Source organism: Shewanella sp. 10N.286.52.A9 (genome assembly GCF_041468985.1).
Lineage (GTDB): Bacteria > Pseudomonadota > Gammaproteobacteria > Enterobacterales > Shewanellaceae > Shewanella > Shewanella japonica.
Window position 1 is genome coordinate 232929 of sequence record NZ_JBFRJQ010000004.1, and the last position, 18799, is coordinate 251727.

General features: G+C 39.5%; 19 protein-coding genes. 8 read left to right on the forward strand and 11 right to left on the reverse strand.

Annotation, left to right across the window (positions count from 1 at the left end; genetic code table 11):
* Positions 1-143: 143 nt before the first annotated feature.
* The 3 genes from ushA (AB4128_RS03575) to ushA (AB4128_RS03585) form a co-directional block, all read right to left on the reverse strand.
* The gene (gene ushA, locus AB4128_RS03575) at positions 144-1820 is read right to left on the reverse strand and encodes a bifunctional UDP-sugar hydrolase/5'-nucleotidase UshA (protein ID WP_372036977.1); all 1677 of its coding nucleotides are present in this window, start codon (positions 1818-1820) and stop codon (positions 144-146) included.
* 408 nt (positions 1821-2228) lie between these two features.
* Positions 2229-2909, reverse strand: coding sequence for an alpha/beta hydrolase (locus tag AB4128_RS03580; RefSeq protein ID WP_055023280.1), 681 nt, complete (start codon positions 2907-2909; stop codon positions 2229-2231).
* Between the two features lie 152 nt (positions 2910-3061).
* The gene (gene ushA, locus AB4128_RS03585; protein ID WP_372036865.1) at positions 3062-4774 is read right to left on the reverse strand and encodes a bifunctional UDP-sugar hydrolase/5'-nucleotidase UshA; all 1713 of its coding nucleotides are present in this window, start codon (positions 4772-4774) and stop codon (positions 3062-3064) included.
* Positions 4775-5251: 477 nt separating this feature from the next.
* On the opposite strand from ushA (AB4128_RS03585), the gene AB4128_RS03590 reads away from it, so the two are divergent.
* Positions 5252-6280 carry a glutathione S-transferase family protein gene (locus AB4128_RS03590; protein WP_372036867.1) on the forward strand — a complete coding sequence of 343 codons (1029 nt, stop codon included), beginning with the start codon at positions 5252-5254 and terminating at the stop codon, positions 6278-6280.
* A 149-nt stretch (positions 6281-6429) separates the two neighbouring features.
* Here AB4128_RS03590 and AB4128_RS03595 read toward each other — a convergent pair whose 3' ends face one another.
* From AB4128_RS03595 to AB4128_RS03605, 3 genes are all read right to left on the reverse strand, one after another.
* Positions 6430-6657 carry a DUF3389 family protein gene (locus AB4128_RS03595; RefSeq protein WP_119968624.1) on the reverse strand — a complete coding sequence of 76 codons (228 nt, stop codon included), beginning with the start codon at positions 6655-6657 and terminating at the stop codon, positions 6430-6432.
* 119 nt (positions 6658-6776) lie between these two features.
* Positions 6777-7259, reverse strand: coding sequence for a peptidylprolyl isomerase (locus AB4128_RS03600; RefSeq protein WP_055023284.1), 483 nt, complete (start codon positions 7257-7259; stop codon positions 6777-6779).
* 207 nt (positions 7260-7466) lie between these two features.
* Positions 7467-8684 carry a lytic murein transglycosylase gene (locus AB4128_RS03605; protein WP_055023285.1) on the reverse strand — a complete coding sequence of 406 codons (1218 nt, stop codon included), beginning with the start codon at positions 8682-8684 and terminating at the stop codon, positions 7467-7469.
* 218 nt (positions 8685-8902) lie between these two features.
* Here AB4128_RS03605 and AB4128_RS03610 point away from each other — a divergent pair, with 218 nt between their 5' ends.
* The gene (locus AB4128_RS03610) at positions 8903-9262 is read left to right on the forward strand and encodes a DUF2750 domain-containing protein (protein WP_055023286.1); all 360 of its coding nucleotides are present in this window, start codon (positions 8903-8905) and stop codon (positions 9260-9262) included.
* Positions 9263-9367: 105 nt separating this feature from the next.
* Positions 9368-10009: a hypothetical protein gene (locus AB4128_RS03615; protein WP_372036870.1), complete on the forward strand. Its 642-nt coding sequence runs from the start codon at positions 9368-9370 to the stop codon at positions 10007-10009.
* A gap of 123 nt (positions 10010-10132) precedes the next feature.
* Here the strand turns inward: AB4128_RS03615 and AB4128_RS03620 are convergent, their stop codons facing one another.
* Positions 10133-11077 (reverse strand): chemotaxis protein CheV, encoded by a 945-nt coding sequence (locus tag AB4128_RS03620; protein ID WP_372036872.1) that lies wholly within the window; start codon positions 11075-11077, stop codon positions 10133-10135.
* A 247-nt stretch (positions 11078-11324) separates the two neighbouring features.
* Here AB4128_RS03620 and AB4128_RS03625 point away from each other — a divergent pair, with 247 nt between their 5' ends.
* The 4 genes from AB4128_RS03625 (at position 11325) to AB4128_RS03640 (ending at position 14068) form a co-directional block, all read left to right on the forward strand.
* On the forward strand, positions 11325-11861 hold the full coding sequence (locus AB4128_RS03625; RefSeq protein ID WP_055023289.1) for a lipocalin family protein: 537 nt from the start codon (positions 11325-11327) through the stop codon (positions 11859-11861).
* Between the two features lie 101 nt (positions 11862-11962).
* The gene (locus AB4128_RS03630; protein WP_055023290.1) at positions 11963-12511 is read left to right on the forward strand and encodes an LON peptidase substrate-binding domain-containing protein; all 549 of its coding nucleotides are present in this window, start codon (positions 11963-11965) and stop codon (positions 12509-12511) included.
* A gap of 188 nt (positions 12512-12699) precedes the next feature.
* A complete protein-coding gene (locus AB4128_RS03635) occupies positions 12700-13380 on the forward strand; it encodes a sigma-70 family RNA polymerase sigma factor (protein ID WP_080915916.1) in 681 nt (226 codons plus the stop codon).
* Positions 13373-14068, forward strand: coding sequence for a ChrR family anti-sigma-E factor (locus tag AB4128_RS03640; protein ID WP_119968627.1), 696 nt, complete (start codon positions 13373-13375; stop codon positions 14066-14068). The genes AB4128_RS03635 and AB4128_RS03640 overlap by 8 nt, the downstream gene beginning before the upstream one ends.
* A gap of 1027 nt (positions 14069-15095) precedes the next feature.
* On the opposite strand, the gene AB4128_RS03645 is transcribed toward AB4128_RS03640, so the two are convergent.
* On the reverse strand, positions 15096-16079 hold the full coding sequence (locus tag AB4128_RS03645; RefSeq protein WP_372036875.1) for a 1-aminocyclopropane-1-carboxylate deaminase/D-cysteine desulfhydrase: 984 nt from the start codon (positions 16077-16079) through the stop codon (positions 15096-15098).
* Positions 16080-16358: 279 nt separating this feature from the next.
* Between AB4128_RS03645 and AB4128_RS03650 the strand changes: the two genes are divergently transcribed.
* Positions 16359-16772 carry a YccF domain-containing protein gene (locus AB4128_RS03650; protein WP_055023294.1) on the forward strand — a complete coding sequence of 138 codons (414 nt, stop codon included), beginning with the start codon at positions 16359-16361 and terminating at the stop codon, positions 16770-16772.
* A gap of 118 nt (positions 16773-16890) precedes the next feature.
* Here AB4128_RS03650 and AB4128_RS03655 read toward each other — a convergent pair whose 3' ends face one another.
* From AB4128_RS03655 to AB4128_RS03665, 3 genes are read right to left on the reverse strand one after another with little or no spacing between them, the layout of a single operon-like run.
* A complete protein-coding gene (locus AB4128_RS03655; RefSeq protein ID WP_372036877.1) occupies positions 16891-17205 on the reverse strand; it encodes a hypothetical protein in 315 nt (104 codons plus the stop codon).
* Positions 17206-17215: 10 nt separating this feature from the next.
* A complete protein-coding gene (locus tag AB4128_RS03660) occupies positions 17216-17680 on the reverse strand; it encodes an EVE domain-containing protein (RefSeq protein ID WP_055023296.1) in 465 nt (154 codons plus the stop codon).
* 55 nt (positions 17681-17735) lie between these two features.
* Positions 17736-18647: a sulfurtransferase gene (locus AB4128_RS03665; RefSeq protein ID WP_372036880.1), complete on the reverse strand. Its 912-nt coding sequence runs from the start codon at positions 18645-18647 to the stop codon at positions 17736-17738.
* Positions 18648-18799 lie beyond the last annotated feature (152 nt).

Consider the following 18799-nt stretch of genomic DNA (forward strand, 5'->3'; position numbering starts at 1 on the left):
AATAAAACTTAATCATTAATATTCAACAACTTAAAAATTAATTTGTTTTATAAAAAAAGGCAACCTTACGGTTGCCTTTAACTATATTGAGTACTGCAGCGTCACTTTACAGCCATCAATAGTGGCTTAACTAAAGGTGAGTATTAATAAATACTGCACCCTAAACTGCTCTTAGACTGAACAAACTTAACTTCACCATTTGGCTCATAATCTTCAATATTAATTTGCTGTTGCGTCTTAATATAATCATAAAGCTCAATAGCATCCACGTAGCCTGCTTCTAAAATATTAATCTTAGGATAGTTATCACCGCCTGCGGCGCTAAAGCTTGGGATCGAGAAGGTATAAGTTTCGTTAATATCAAAAGGCTTGTTGTTTATGCTATGGATCTCAACATCTTGATCACGACATTTCACTGTCATATCAATACCATAAAACTGTGCATAAGCGCCGCTAGTGCGCGTATTGGACGCTACTTTTGATAAGTATTTAACCAGCTTTTCACCGGTCATTTCAGCAAAACCTATGGTATTTGAAAAAGGTTGTACCGTTAATACATCACGATATGCGACCTCGCCTGCTTGAATGGATGCCCTTACACCACCTGAATTCATAATGCCAAAATCAGCACGCACTTTTTCACTGTGCACTTTTGCAATCAAACGACCAAGGTTGGTTTGCTGAGAACGTACAACTTTACGCTCACCTTGCAATAAACCATTTACGCGACCAATAACAATATCGAGTTCAGCACTGCCTTTATCTTGGTAAGGTTTAAGCACAGCTTCAACTTCCGCATTTCGTTCAATTGGCTCAGCAACTGGCCAAGCTAACTTTTTACCAAAAGCCATACGCTTAAGGTTAATAGGAATTAATTGATAATCGACTAAATAAAGTTTGTCATTAATGTACTCAAAATCTGCACGGCCTACATAACGCCCCCATTCGTGAGCTTGCATTATATACGTGCCATTTTGCTTATCTGGGCGACATGAGTCCCCCGGCATAAAGCGTTTATCGTACTCACTGTTGCGACCACTCATACACACAGGGTTTTGGGAGTGTCCACCGATAATCGCATCAAGCATGCCTTCTTCAAGCTCACGAGCCATAGTGACATCACCTGGTGCATTACTACCAAATTCGCCATTTTCATAATGGCCCATGTGCGTTGCAGCAAACACAAGATCGACTTTTTCATTTGCCTTTATTTGTGGAATAAGCTGCTTCATTTCTGCAATAGGATTAGTGAAGGTCAGCGTTTCGGTATGTAAAGGATTGGTCAACTTGGGGGTATCATCTGTCGTCAGACCCACTACCGCAATATTCAAATCCCCCAAGGTAAACATCTTGTAAGGCTCAAAATAGCGCTCTTGAGTATCTTTATGGTAAATATTTGCCGCTAACATTGGAAAGTTAGCCAGCTTTGCTTGCTCATCTAAAACAGATAAAGGGTTATCAAATTCATGGTTACCAACGGCCATGGCATCGTAACCAATCATGTTCATACCAATAAAATCAGGTACTGCTTTTTGTAAATCAGATTCTGGTACACCGGTGTTAATATCACCGCCTGATAACACCAGTGTATGACCACCTTGCGCAGCCACTTCTTTACGAATACCGTCAATCACAGTAAATCGCGCAGCCATTCCTGCTTCGCCCGCTTTATTGTGCCAAAAGCGTCCGTGATTATCATTGGTATGTAGTACAGTAAATTTAGTACAGTTGTTATCGTCACATTGTGGCCGTTGTTCACAGCCCGATAAAGCCACCAACCCACTCGTGGCAATAAGTAACGGCAGTATTGTCTTACTCATTTTGGTTTTCAAAGTGGAAGCCAAAAACGTCGGAATCGTTTTTTTCATTATTTTATCCGTAAAGAGTCAGGTTTTTAGCACTAAAAAGCGCAATCGTTTAAACCTTGGTATTAACAGTAAACGTATATTGATTACAAAATTCGCAGAATATAATAACAAATTACCATCAATTCATGTCAGTTTTTTTAAATCAAAACCTTAAATAACAAATATTTAGTTATATATTTTGAAGTGGATTATCTTTATTTAAGAACAACAATTAAAGTGACTATTACCCATTAAAAATAAAAAAAGCTTAAGCTAGCCAACTTATTTAAGTCGATTCACTTAAGCCTTTTATTTAACGCTATTTATTACTCTAACTGATACTTCCACCACAACAGACGCATTATCTTTTTACTGAAACAACTAGTTAATTAGTCGCCCTGTGATCCATTGGCCGATTTCAGTTAATTGTTCAGGAATAACACTGTGCGGCATAGGGAACGTTTTCCAAGTCGACGCATAACCGGCTTTATTTAACGCATCATAGGCCATCTTACCTGCAAACAAAGGGACGACCTCATCTTGCTCACCATGGTGTTGTAATAAAGGGGTTTGGCTATTTGATGGATGTAAACCTTCAGGTAACGCCTCGCCAGCAGGCAAATAACAAGACAGCGCCATAATGCCAGCTAATGTATGCTCAAAACGCAAACCAGTAAATAAACTCATCACGCCACCTTGGCTAAAGCCAGCCAAAACAATATTTTCAGCAGCAATACCCGACTCAATTTGTTCATTAATCAGCGCTTTAACCGATTTTTCTGATGCTAATACACCGTTAATATCTGCACGGTCATGTAAGTCCATACTTTTAATGTCATACCATGAGCGCATGATGTAACCACCGTTAATAGTTACGGGTTGTTCCGGAGCATGAGGAAAAACAAATCGAATGCTGTGATCTTGTGGTAACCCCAATAAAGGCACCACTGGTGCAAAGCCAGCTCCCGAATCACCTAAGCCATGTAACCAAATGACACAAGCTGTGGCTGCAGTAGTAGGTTCAACAGTAATACGTTCAAGTGCAGTAGTTGCAGACGACATGATTTATTCCCTTTTAATTTTTTGCGGCTATCTTAACTTAAACAATCTAGTCCGTTAACCGGAAACTTAAGAATGAAAAACAAAAAAGGTAGCCTAAGCTACCTTTTTGATTAACTGCGTTTCTTTAAATAAAGAGCTGCTATCAGCACCTATTATTCAGCACAGCTTTTAACTAGCGTACCATCACGGTAAAAGTTTAATTGACCTTCTACTGGCGCATAATCTTCTGCTGATATCTCAGGATTAGCTACAAAGTACTCACGGAATACTGCAGCATCGGTTAACTGAGTATCAATGTAGTTAGGGTGTTGATTGATGATTGGGTAATCATCACCACCAGCAGCACTGAAATGAATCACAGAGAATGTATAGTTTTCTTGTTCATCAAATGCACGGCCACCTAATGAAGCAATATCGACAGTACCTTCAGTACATTGAACATCCATAGCAACATTATTCAATTGTGGGTAACCACCACCGGTTTTAACTGCTACGTTAGCTAAGTAATCTTTTACTTCGCTACCTGTCATTGTCACGTAAGCGACAAAGTTACCAAATGGTTGTACAGTTAATACGTCACGGTAAGAGATATCACCTTCAGCAATTGATGCGCGAATACCACCTGAGTTCATTACGCCAAAATCAGCTGTAACATTGAAGTTATTCGTCACAAATTCAGAGTAAGCCGTAGTGAGTAAGTTACCTAAGTTAGTTTGCTCAACACGCACCACTTCACGGTCGCCTTCTAACTTACCATCAGTGTATGAAATCACGACATCAAGTAACTCTTGGCCACGTTCTTGATATGGTTTTAACATATCGTAAACCGTTTGATCTTTCTCGATTTCTTCAGTGATAAAGACTAACTCACCGTTATCATCTTCTTCTTTCAAGTTAATTGGTATCAATGAGTAGTTGGCTAACGTTAGCTCACCGTCCATGTATTCAAAGTCAGCGCGGCCTACGTATTTACCCCACTCATGCGCTTGCATGATGTAAGTGCCGTTTTGCTGATCAGGTTTACATTCATCACCTGGTGCAAAATCTGCGTACTCATCCCCTTCCATACATACTGGATTTTGAGAGTGACCACCGATAATCGCATGCAACTGCCCTTCTTCTACTGAGCGAGCTAGCATCACATCGCCTGGTGCCTCTGTACCGTGGTTGCCATCAGCATAGTGACCCATGTGTGTTACAGCGAACACCATGTCGACTTCTTCGTTAGCTTCAATTTCAGCTAAGACTTTTGGTAGCTCAACTTGAGGATCTGTGAACGTTAAATCTTCAACGTTTTCAGGATTCACGATTTTAGGCGTATCTACAGTCGTAAAACCGATAATCGCAACTTTAAGGCCATTGATATCGAATACACGGTAAGGTTCAAAGTAACGCTCATCCGCATTTTTATCGTAAATGTTAGCCGCAAGCATTGGGAAGTTTGCTAAAGTAGATTGCATATCCAAAGTACTTAGCGGGTTATCAAACTCATGGTTGCCGACCGCCATTGCGTCATAACCGAGTAAGTTCATCCCTACAAAGTCAGGAATCGCTTCTTGCATATCAGACTCTGGTACACCAGTGTTGATGTCACCACCTGATAATAAAATCGTTTCATCACCACGGCCTTCTACCTCTGCACGAATTTGGTCAATCACCGTTTTACGTGCTGCCATGCCATATTCGCCTTCGCTGTTTTCCCAAAAGCGACCATGGTTGTCGTTGGTATGAATAACCGTAAAGCTAGTACAAGCATCACCCGCTGCTTCACATGCTGTTTGGTCTTTATCGTCGTCGCTACTACAACCTGATAAGGCAGCAATCACTGCTGTTGCCACTAATCCTTTGTATAACGTGTTTTTCATGATCTAACCCCTAATCAATATATTGTTATATTTACGAGCTACCCAGCTCTGATTGAATGGTATCAAACACTGACAAAGTAATATGTCATCCACATGACAAAACGTGACATTTAACTCAATAATAACAATATCTTACAAAGGGCATTACATCGAACTTAGCAACAATAACAATGCCGTAAATAAAAACCAGTTCCGAATTAAGAACATTGAAAAAACAAACCCGATAAACTGCTAATTTCATGAAGGTTTATACAAAACATCTGCTTGGTTCAATTATGCATAAACAAAAACGCACGCTCCAATGACCAATTAAACGTCAAAATTAGCAGATTGACATTTCAGTAAATTACGATAGCAATGGAACCGATTAACTTAACCCTTCTACAAAATCGATAGATAGGGTTATATTTTTGCGCTTATGCTCTACTTAATCGACCATTATACTCAATGATTCACTATCAATCTTAGGTGCGTAATATGGGGTTACTACAAAACGGTCAATGGGTCGATCAATGGTATGAAACTAAAGAAAACGGTGGAACATTTGTCAGAGAAGACGCCCAACTTAGAAACTGGATCACTCAAGATGGTTCGGCTGGCCCCACTGGTGAAGCAGGGTTTAAAGCGGAATCAAATCGTTACCATTTATACGTATCCCTTGCCTGTCCGTGGGCTCATCGCACCTTAATTTTTCTGCAATTAAAACAATTGACAGTCCATATCAGCGTTTCAGTGGTCGAGCCTCACATGCTCAGTAACGGATGGGAGTTTAGCGGCAAAAACCAATCACCTGAGGCAAAAAGCATTAGCGGTGCAGCTTCTGACCCATTAATGCAAAAAGACTATTTATATCAAGTTTATCAAGAAGCTAAGCCCAATTATAACGGGCGTGTCACAGTGCCGCTGCTTTGGGATAAAAAACATAAAACCATTGTCAGTAATGAATCGTCTGAAATTATTCGTATGTTTAACAGTGCGTTTAATTTGATAACTGGTAATCAAGAAGACTATTACCCGCAGCGATTACGTAGTGAAATCGATACTATTAATGAACTGGTTTATCACAAGATTAACAATGGCGTTTATCGAGCAGGTTTTGCCACGACACAGCAAGCGTATCATGATGCCGTGTTCCCGCTGTTTGATGCTTTAGACACGTTAGAGAAACGCCTTACGACACAACGCTATTTGACTGGTTCAACAATCACCGAAGCAGACTGGCGACTATTCACTACCTTGATCCGTTTTGATAGTGTCTATGTCGGTCATTTTAAAACCAATTTGCGTACTATTGAATCCTACCCACAATTATCAGGATATTTACGAGACTTATACCAACAACCTGGTATTGCAGCAACCGTCAATCAAGAACATATAAAGCAGCACTATTACTATAGCCACCAGCATATTAATCCCACCCAAGTTGTGCCAGCAGGGCCTATCATTGACTATATGACGCCACATTTTCGTGATGAGTTAAATAATAGGCTAGAAAATAAGCGATAAAAAATGCAGCAAGCCAGTTGCTGCTTATGGGTTTTTCTCGTCGATTAAATGATTAAAAACCACTTATTCAGAAACAATAGATTCAGGGGCATTTATTCAAGGGATTTTATTCAGGAGCTATATTCAGAAGCCATTTATTCAGGAGCCATTTATTCAGGAGCTATGCCCAGAACCTCAATGGCTTCGTAAAACTGCTGATTATTATCAAGCTGAATACTCCAGCGCACAGCGCCAGCATCAGCGATAATAAGTAAACGTTCAGCAATGCATTTGATGTCATCAACCATAGCGGTCAATACGACCTTGCTGACATTTAAACGACATTGTATTTCAAATGGGGTGACGACTAATTTACCTTGAGAAAACTCAATAATCATTTATACAATCCAATCTCTACCAGCAAAATACTGGAAATAAAAATCCCAAGTGATTAACTCACTTGGGATTGGCATTAATGCTCTATTAAAGCATTAGCTCGGCGTTGATATTGTGTAGATTAGTGCTGATGACCGCCTTCACCATGTGAATGGCCATGAGCAATCTCTTCATCAGTGGCTTCACGGATATCAACCACTTCAATGTCAAAAGTTAATTCACGGCCTGATAGAGGATGATTGGTATCAATCGTCGCCATAAACTTACCCACTTTAACAACTGTGACTTGGCGTTGACCTTGCTCAGTGTTTACAATCGCAGGCATGCCCGCTTTCCAGACTTTCGCACCTTGTAAATGCTTAACCGACACTCGCTGCTCAGCCGATTCCATACGTTCACCATAGGTATCTGCTGCAGGCGGTGTCACGCTGAATTTAGCGCCAGCTTCTTTGCCAGCAATGGCATCTTCAATACCCGGCATCATGTTGTCATGGCCATGTAAATAAGCGATTGGCGAACCACCTTCGTTGGTTTCAATTACTTCGCCTTGTTCATCGCGTAATGTGTAGTTAAAGCGCACTACCATATTATCTTGAGCTGTCATCGAATATCCTTAATTCACTTCGATTTCAATAGTTGCCGCAGCTTAACAAATCGACTAACAAGCTGCCAGCAAAAAGCCGATGTTAATCGGCTTTGGTAGTGATTTAGCGATTATCTGGTAATCAAACAACACGACTCATGACTTTTTGATACCTATCTTGCTTATCGCTCACTTCGCTGCGTTACTGACCGTTATATGGACTCTGGGTTATTGGTTACCAATATCCATTCCCAATGCGGCAAAGGTTTTCTCATCAGGAAAACCATCAGCAATTAAATTTTTGCTGCGCTGAAATGCCTGTACACCAGCAATTGAATTACGCCCCAGCACACCGTCTGGTTTACCCACATCAAAACCAAGTTCATTTAATTTGGCTTGCATTACTTTAATATCACTACGATTGAACATACCATGCTCTGGCGCACTAACATGTAAAGGAGCAGCGCCATTGATACGATCTGCCAAATGACCGACTGCAATGGCATAAAACTCTGAACGATTCCAACGCATAATCACATCAAAATTGTCATAGCCTAAAAACGCAGGCCCTGTATGACCAGATGGAACATACAAAGAGGCTTTCATGTCAGGAGTTGATAACGGCTTGCCGCTAGTTTGGGTGATATTCAATGCAGCCCACTGGGTTAAAGGCTGTGAGTGTTTTCGTCCAAGATATTGATAATCATAATTCTCGGGCAAGGTCACTTCTCGACCCCAACGCTCGTTAGCTTTCCAACCTAATTGCTGTAAAAAATTCGCCGCTGACGTTAATGCATCTGCGGTGCTGTTCCATAAATCCACTTTACCATCGCCATCGCCGTCTACAGCATATTTGGCATAGTTTGTCGGCATAAATTGGGTATGCCCCATAGCGCCAGCCCATGAGCCAACCATGGTCGCGTCGTCAAAGTTATACTTTTCTTTTAATTTTAATGCTTGCATTAATTCATTAGTAAAGTAGTCACTGCGTCGAGGATCGCACGCTAATGTTGCTAGCGAATTGAGCACCGACATTTTACCTTTATAGCCGCCAAAGTTAGTTTCTAACCCCCAGAACGAAATAATGTATTGCCCAGGAACGCCATACTCTTTAGTTAACTTGTTAAGTAATTCACGGTTTTCAGCCAGTAACCGACGACCTTCTTTTACACGCCAATCAGTTACGCGTTTATTAAAGTAATTACCAAAGGTTTGGCTAAATTCTGGTTGCTGGTTATCAAGCTCAATAACACGAGGAATAAACTTCAGGTTAGCCACGCTAGTATTGATAGTTTGCTCAGACAAACCCTCACTTCGTGCTGTTACTTTGAGTTTATCGACACATTGGGAAAAATCGTCAACAGCTGCAATAGATTGAAGACTAACAAAACAGCTAGAAAAGAATAACGCTGACTTTAAAACGGAAGAATACTGTGAACTCACCATAAATGAATACTTCTACAAATAATGACTGTCCACATCGTGACTGATAGCGATACAGGAAACAAGAGCCTATACGGCTTAAATATCGAAATTATGTGTTTATCTGGTTAATTAAGCTTCATGTTTCATCAGCTTTTGTCACATTAGATTAATAGTGTTTTGTATTGAATAGAGTTACCGTATAATCGACACGTTAATTGAATTCATCAAAGAGACTAATCATGATTGAACAAACCCCTGCTGTTGCAAGCTTTATTGAGAACGTTAAAGAACACCAAGTCCTTTGGGGCTTAGCCGATGAAACGGGCGAAGGTTGGGTTGTCTGTGACTCTTCTGAATTTGAAGAAACTGATGTGATGCCATTATGGTCAACTGAAGCACAAGCTGCTGGCCACTGTACTGAAGAATGGGCAGACTATAAAGCGGTACAAATCAGTTTAAATGAGTTTTTAGAGTATTGGGTTGGTGACTTAAATGAAGACGGCGTATTAGTCGGTATTGATTGGGTTGCTAACGAAGATTGTGTAGAAGTTGACCCTATCGTCCTTGCTAAAGAGCTTGTAGACGTAGAAGCGGAATAAGCACTGCGCTGTTAACAGCCACATAATACAAAGCTGCTAGATGTCATCGCAAACCTGTGATGCTTGGCAGCTTTTTTATATAACGTCATGTCATATAGGCCTGTAGTGAATCATTTACCTCCTTTAGTCGACATTCCTTTTGATCTCAGACATCAATGTTGGTTTTGTGCAGAGCCATCCAATGATGTGTTCAGCTATTATGCAAAACCAAGCACGCCACATCCTTCGCTAACGCTACCCGCATGCACTGAATGCAGTCGGCTTGCTAAAAAGCACCTCTTAACGTCGATCTGGGATTGCCGTGATGCCGTTAAAGACGATTTAATGAAGATTTACCACAAAGACTTGGCCATTGGTATTAATTGGACTGAAGAAGAGCTAGCAGAGTCTGGGTTTGACTGCCGTATTTTATCAGGCTTTAAAGAAAGTGCGTGGATGATGTATCAAATAGCCAAAGGACGCATCAACGCCAAAGGTTGGCCGTTAGTACTTAATGGTATTGATATTGAGCAAGGCTACCAACCCCAGTTTGAATTTGACGGACTTAGTTTTAATTCATTAAATAAAGCCATTACTCATTACTGCGACACACTGTCATTGAATAAGCATTTACTTTGCGAACTCCTCAACATTGTCGGCAAAGAGAAATTTGCTTACGCTATCAGGTTATGCCGCATGAACATTGGTATTACCCGTGAGCATCAAAAGCTATTGTTACAACAAGTTAAAGAAGAGTTTGAACAATAATCTTGCTTGAATCCAGTGGCAAAAATAAAGGCTAATCAACAATGATTAGCCTTTATTTTTTAATAGTTTGCGTTTTAAATCGTTAACTCTCTCATTGTTACTTTAATTATCTAATTCCGATAATCATTTACTCAATAAGGTCTTTAATCGTTTTTGCACAACATCAACTAATAAATCAGGTTGGAATTTTGAAATAAACTCATCACAGCCCACTTTTTCAACCATTGCATGGTTAAAGCTACCACTGAGAGAAGTGTTTAAAGTGATATATAAGGCGCTCATATTCTCATCAGCGCGAATTTCTGAGGTAAGCTTATAACCGTCCATTTCAGGCATTTCCGCATCAGTTATCATCATCAAAAACTCAGTAGTGACATCAATGCCTTCTGCAGTTAACTTTTGTAAATAGTGTAACGCTTGCAAGCCATCCGACGCTTCAATAATTTCAATACCTAACTGACTTAATGTGTCTCTGACTTGTTTTCTTGCCGTAGAGGAGTCATCAACAATAAGCACTTTTTTACCCGGCATATGCTCTGCAAGTTGTTCATCTAATACGCCATCTGACAAACTAATATCGTAATCAATAATTTCAGCAAGCACCTTTTCGACATCAATAATAGACACCAATCGCTCAACATCATTCTCGGTTAGCTTGGTTATTGCAGTGAGGTAGTTGTTCGCGCCCGCTGACTTTGGCGGCGGCATAATGTCGCTCCAGGTCATGTTAACGATATGCTCAACTTTACCTACTAAAAAGCCCTGCACACTGCGATTATATTCAGTAATAATTAGGTTACAATCTTCAGATACTGGCATCGGGCTAAACCCAATCGCTCCTCGCAGATTTATCACAGGTATCGACATACCACGTATGTTGGCTACGCCACTAATATTGCAGTTACTACCTGGTAAGGCACTGAGTGCTGGTAACTTAACAACTTCTTTGACTTTAAAGACATTAATTGCGAATAATTGAGTTGCGCTTATTTTGAACAGTAGTAATTCCAACCGGTTCTCACCCACTAGCTGGGTGCGTTGATCTACAGTATCAAGAACTTTCTTCATTATTATTTCTCAGTTAACTCAACATCGGCTTCACGTAAATTATAAAATGATTTACATCAAAAAACTGCTGACTTCATCGTAATTACTCAGTGTTTTGCAGAAAAACATACCAATTTGCATGTAAATTAAACAATCACATTTTGAATAAGATCTTATCGGCCAAAATCGACGTATCATTAGATTAAATTACTGAAGTCTTTGGCTGACATCAGAAAAAGCCCCTTGCTACAGACATAAAGGAAATATGATGCGTAAACAATTCATTAAAACTATCGCCTCTGCTGTATTACTTTTATCTACCAGTGCTTGCACCATGCTCGACACTAAAGTCGACGTTGTGGATGATTTTCAGCTAACCAATTACTTAGGTACATGGCACGAAATAGCTAGACTCGATCACTCCTTTGAGCGAGGTATGAACCAAGTTACCGCTAATTACAGTGTAGAAGGCGACAAAGTCATAGTGATCAATAAAGGGTATTTAACAGACGCACAAAAATGGAAAGAAGCAGAAGGTAAAGCCTACTTCATTGAATCTGACAAAATAGGTCGCTTAAAAGTCTCTTTCTTCGGCCCGTTTTATGGTGCATATCAAATCCACGATTTAGTTAAAGACGATAACGGAGACTATCAAGCATCGTTAGTCATTGGTCCCAATAACGAATATGCGTGGATTTTAGCCCGTGACACCGTGATTTCTGATGATGTTAAGCAGCGTTTTGTGTCCAAAATGCGCACATTGGGCATTAACGAGCAAGACCTTATTTGGGTAAGCCAAAACTAACCAATAAATAATGATCATAGTGTTATTTGTATGCGTATATATAGTTGATTTAAAAATAAACCTTAGCCGACAAATAACACTTTCATCATATAGGTGCTGTTATGATACTACCTTTGTTTCCGCTTTCGATTTGCTTACTACCTCAGGGGTTTACGCAACTTAGAATTTTTGAACAACGCTACAAACGTCTAGTGACTGAGTCATTAAAGTCTGGCGAAGGTTTTGGACTGTGTATGCTAAACAGCAAAAACGAACTGATGCCAATCGGTACTTGGGTACACATTATTGATTTTGAAACGTTAGATGATGGTTTACTCGGGATCAGTATCCAAGGACAGCAGCGATTCAAAATCAATGATTTCAACATCGAAGATGATGGCCTTAAACGTGGCAACGTAAGCCTGTTACCTGATTGGCCAAATTCTGACATCGTGCCCAATCAAAAGTTCTTGAGCGAAACCTTGCAGCAAATACTTGAACAATACCCAGCTCAGCTGTCCCATTACAATAAACAAGATTTCGATAACATGTCCTGGGTATGCCAGCGTTGGTTAGAAATAATGCCGATTACCGCAGAAGAAAAATATCAATGCATTAATAGTCATAACCATAAAATGACCGAAGAATTACTTACAAGCATCATTAAGTAACCCAAGCTAATACCACAAACACTGACTTTATACTCTTTCTAGAAATTTTTTGATCCATTCCTGCCGTCTCACGTAATGGTAAATAACAAGTGCATGATTGATTGGTAAAACAAATGCTAATACAGCTAATACAAACCCTTTCGTCTTTTATGTACATCACCAACGTCAGAATATGCGAGCGAAAATAAATGGAAAATTTTCAATCACAAACTGTTCAAAGTCGTTATGATAAAGGCATGTTATCTAAAAATAATAATGCCATGACGACAAATGATTCCAGTGACAATAACGCAATTGATAATCAAGCCAGCAACGATGAAGCCAAGTACCTTGCAGATTTGATGATGCAAGTGGCCAACCAGCGTAGTAAAGCTGCTTTCGCCAAGTTATTTGCTCATTTTTCTCCCAAAATTCGTGCTTTTGGGGTTCAGCGTTTAAGCCAACAAGGTTTAGCAATGGATCTCGTTCAAGAAACCATGACACGAGTGTGGACCAAAGCGCATTTATACAACGCCGATAAAGCCGCTGTGAGTACCTGGGTGTTTACCGTTATGCGAAATCAATGCTTCGACATGCTTCGTAAAGTACAAAATAATCGTGAAGATGCGTACGGTGATGACATTTGGCCACTATTTGAATCTGATGAGAGTGATGAAACCGATAACGACTTCAAATTATCAGCCACATTACTAAAACATGTTGATGACTTACCTCCGTTACAAAAGCAAGTGGTTCAAGGCATCTACATGCAAGAATTAACGCAGCAAGAGCTCGCTGACAAATTAAAAGTGCCCATTGGTACAGTCAAGTCAAGATTACGTTTAGGTTTAGAAAAGTTAAAAGGCTTCATGGAGAAACATTATGATTAAGTACCACCCAAATCAGGAATTGTTATCGCTCCATGCGAAGGGTCAATTACCGTTATCTTTATCTATCGCAGTATCAGCACATTGTGAGCTGTGCCCCCAATGCACTGAGCAATTAATGGCGTTAACTTTAAAAGCCTCTGACGACAGCTTTTCACTCGCGCCGATGTCCTCTATCGACACTGATGGTTCTGATTTAGACGCAGACTTAGATGCCCTACTCGCTGACATGATGCAAGATGACGTACTTGAAGCAAAAGAAGTTGAAGCAAGTAATCAAACTCATGTTGCTAACCATGTTAACGTATCGATTAAAGGACATGAATACACCTTACCTCGAGCATTTAGCCAGCAAATTAACAACAGCTGGCAAGGTATCGGTAAGGTCAACCGGATACGATTAGACACAGGTGAAAAGCAAGCGAGAGCGAGCCTGCTGCACATTGCTGAAAATGGAGAAATTCCACAGCACAGTCACAAAGGCCAAGAGCTAACCTTGTTACTCGCTGGTGAATTTAGTGATGAGTTCAATACCTATACAGCCGGTGACTTTATCATGCTCGATTCTGAGCATGAACATAGTCCTAAAACCATTGATGGTTGTTTATGTTATACCGTTGTCGATGCACCTTTATACTTTACTAAAGGTATCAGTAAATTGCTTAATCCAATCGGTGAACTGATTTACTAAATAGCCTATGAAAATGTTCATAAACAGCCTGTGTTTCAGGCTGTTCTATTTTGATAATTAGCGAATTTATACTAGGTAATCAGCTTTTAAAGTAGGCTTCTTAATAACAATGCTCAAACCTTATGTTTAAACGATCGTAAACTCGATACGAAATGACATAATTGAGGGATACCATTTAACAAAATAGCGAAGTTAACCACTCATTAGCACACTGAATTAGTGTAACTTTATCAACACCCTTTCAGTTTTAGCTTGGTTTTTATACGACAAAAAGACGTATCGCTCACCTTTTAGTCTTAAACTGTTCTATTTTGTAAAATATGTATTGCTATATTAAAAATATACGCATATTATCCACAATGTTATTAAGTTAACTTGTATTTAACTGTTTACCCTTCTGTTATTCATAACTGCACTCGTAAACCCACACTACAAGTCACGCCTTTTGGTTAAACATTGTCATTTGTTTGTCATATGCCTGTGTTCAACTAGACAAAGCAAGTAAGTTGGCGATTAAAATAAATAATCAACACGACTTGTCAGTGTAATAAGCACAGTTAACTTAAGCACACACATTAGCTTCAATAAGCCCAAACTTACGCAACACAACTGCTTAAGGATATTTATTGTTATTACTTACTCACCAGATAGGTGAAAATTAAAAAAAGGAGTGTGGCATATGTCATACAACATTAATGGTCACGAAATTACAGTCAATTTCCCTGTAAATTCAATATCATCAAACAAAAACTCAATAGCTTTTACTGACAGCCAAGGTAAAACTAAAACAACTTTTTCAAAGCGCACTGAAGCGTTAAAATTTATGAAATGGTTGATAACGGCTAACAAGTAACACCTTCCATAACGCTTGCGTTATTCATTTGCTCAGTTACTCAATAAACATCGCTTCTCGGTATTTCCTCTCACACTTTACCGGACGTTTATTAGAACTGAGCAACATGAAACAGCCCCATTCGCTTCACTTCCAGCACTAATACTTAAACAACTTTCTTTAGCTACAGTTAACTTACTGACCATATTTGCGTATATACCTAGCTAGCATACTTGTATTACCCAATAAACCACCTTGGTGTAAATACATAACAGGCCAAGTATTATCGACAGTTTCCGCTTTATAATCTTTATTTAAAAAGTGCTCCAGCATGATAAATCCAACGGGATCATAAAGTAGCTCAAACTCAATGCCAGAATCACACACACGACGCCACATGTCATAACACTGTCGATTAAGTTTTCCAAAGTGATACTTAGTACCATTTGATACAATATGCGGGTGAAACTCACTCTGTGATGTTAACTGACTAAACTGATGCGTTAGGTAATTGTCTCCCCCCACGCAACTGCAGGTTATGACATTAACTGTTACAGTTGGCTGACTCGCCTGCGGAAGGTAGCGCTTAAAAAATCGTTGCAAGAATAATGCTGTTGTGCCCGTACCTGAAGGCAAAAACAGATTTAATCTAGTCATATTCTGCTGATGCATCCAACTCAAAATTTGCAGGCCTAATGTTTCAAGCCCTTCTGCAGCATACTCACATCGTCCACCTTCAGGAATATAGATCTCATTCGCAGATGCTTGTTTCGCTAAATCAGACACATAGCTATCAAGATTGCCGCTTACATGTTTAGGTTTCTCGACAATATTGGCGCCATTATTAAGCGCTGCTAGGTAGTTCCCCTGTGGGTTTTGTTTAAGATAATCAGCGATATGATCCACATGATAATCTAACTGCCATCCGCGCAACTTAGCCAGCACTGCAAGTGAATGTAATGAATTAGCTTGAGGTGAACCGTATCCAATAACCTTATTGATATGAGGAAAGTCCTGGGTCAAGAAGAATTGAAACTTACGGGCTTTGTTTCCGCTAAAATCAGGATGAATCAAGTCATCTCGCTTAACAAAAACCTCACGATCAGCAAATCTCATTTTATCAACGGGCGTGTCGATTGAGATATCCGCAAGAGATACATTAGAGCCAGCTGCAAACATAAGTAACGTCGCTTAAATAAAGAGTTATAGTCTGTAGTGGTATTTTAACTAACTATTAGCGATTTTCGCTATCATCAATTGTCGACAGCCCAAACTAAGTCAAGTAATGTCTTCTAACCTTCTAAATAAATCAAAATAAAATCAATAATTATCAACCACTTAAAATAAACAGAAAAGCTAATGAAAATATTGGCATAGTTTTGGCTTTCTAGTGATTATTATCACCAATGGAATATTGGTCATTTCATTAACCAGTTTTGTATGACTTAGGGAGCACCAATGTCAGTCTTGAGATTAATTTTTAATATCGCATGGTTCATCATGGGCGGATTTGTAATGGGTCTAGCATGGTGGCTAGCAGGCTTATTGTGTTTTATCAGTATTATTGGTATTCCATTTGGCCGTGCTTGCTTCGTGATTGGTGAAATGGCGTTCTGGCCATTTGGACAAGAAAACGTTAACCGTAAACATTTAAAAGGATTTGAAGATATTGGTACTGGTCCATTGGGCATGATTGGCAACGTTATTTGGTTCTTATTCTGTGGTATTTGGCTCGCGATTGGTCACTTAACCCATGCTGTAGCTTGCTTTGTTACCATTATCGGTATTCCGTTTGCAATACAACACGTAAAACTCGCACTACTGAGCTTAACACCAATTGGCCAAACCGTTGTGGCAAAAGAAAGCTACTAACAGGTCACTTATGACTGAAAGCAAAGATATTGGACAGTAGCGTTAAAACAAAAACACCTTATATTCAGCTAGCAGATTATGAGGTGTTTCTGTTCAGTTTTAAATAGAGTAAACCATTCTAAATTTCGTTATTTTTGTGGTTAAAACCAGCAATAAAAAACTCTACTTTGCCACAAGATTTACAGGCAAACATATCAAAATCTTCTTTATTAACAAACAGCTCGCCAAGTTCACCTAAAACGCCCCAGCGCGTACCTTCATGAAAACTTTTAGTACCAATAAATGTAAGGCTACTCTTGCATCGAATACAATCAATACTCGCTTTGTTAGGTGAAGCGACTGGCGCTGGTTGACCTTTTTCACAGTTACAATTCCAACAAACTTGAAAGCCATCATCAATGACGGTATTACAATTTTCGCATGTCCACGACATCCACTTTCTCCTATGACGCTAACACACTAACAATATGCTGAAATTCTGCTTCAGTCACAGGTTGAACACTCAACCTTGCCCCTTTACTCACTAATACCATATCAGCAAGTTGAGGATCAGCTTTAAGCGCTTTTAAGGTAATAATCTGCTTAAAGGTTTGCCGATAAGTTAAATCCACAGCAACCCAGCGCGGATTTTCAATATCTGATTTAGGATCATAATAACTTGACTCATTATCAAAAGCACTCTGGTCGGGATAAGGCTCAGATGATACTGTCGCCAAGCCAACAATACCCGGCACTTTGCAACTGGAATGATAAAACAATACCGTATCTCCCACTTTTACCGCATCACGTAAAAAGTTACGCGCTTGGTAATTACGGATCCCTTCCCAAGGTTCAGTTTGGTTTTCACATTGCTGTAAATCGTCAATACTGAACTCGTCTGGCTCAGACTTCATTAACCAATACGCCATTTTGCAATCCTATTGTTTAAGCTACTTTTGATGAGTATTGTAGTATGTTTCTTTTTTAGATCTTTGATTTTGCAATCGGCAGAGATGCATCACTGCCCCACTCACTCCACGATCCATCATATAAGGCAGCATCATATAACCTTGTATCTGTTCCACTTGATATAAGCGCTACCAAGCCAATACAAGCAGTAATTCCTGAGCCACAGCTAAATACAACCCGCTTACTATCTTCAGGTAATATGCTGGAAAATAAATGGCGCAATTCATTAGGACGCTTGTATGTATTACCATTTAGCACATTGGCAAAAGGGAGATTTATTGAGTCAGGAATATGGCCGCTTCTCACGCCTTGTCTTGGTTCATCAACCAAGCCATTAAAACGCGCAGTAGCCCGAACATCAATCACACTAAATTTTTTATCAGTGAGGTTGATTAACACTTCTTGTTTTGACACAAGCTGACGAGCATCGAAACAAGAGTCCATAAATGAGATCACATCACTGCCAACATTAACTAGGCTTTCTACGTTTTTCGTATCAATGGTTAGATATTCAGATGAAGTTGGATAGCCCTGTTTAATCCATTCAGGCAGACCGCCATCTAAAATAAACACATTACTCAAACCAAACGTATGAAATATCCACCACGCACGTGGAGACGAATATATTCCCTGATTATCATATAAAACAAGTGTTGAATATTCTGAAATACCCAGCTTATTGATAACCTTATTCACTTGGCTTTGGCTCGGAAATGAGTGCACACCAGCACTGTCGGTATCGACTAAATCTACGTTAATATCAAGAAAATGACTATTAGGTATCGTCACTAATTCATCATAAATAATAGGCTCTTTGCCAATCACCTTATCCATACTGACATCAATAATCATCACAGCGTCATCATTGCATTTTTCATACAAGCAGCTAACGGACATTAACGGGTAATTATTTGGTTTTCGATTCATGTATTTTCAACCGTGCTTTAATTAGCTAATTACTACTCATTGTTTTTTGATACATTAACACAGTGAAAAGGTGAGGTTTAAGCTGGCTTGCAAAAGAATTTTTAATTGGGATATGCAGTTGCTTCCCTATCAATATGCTTCACAAAAGATGG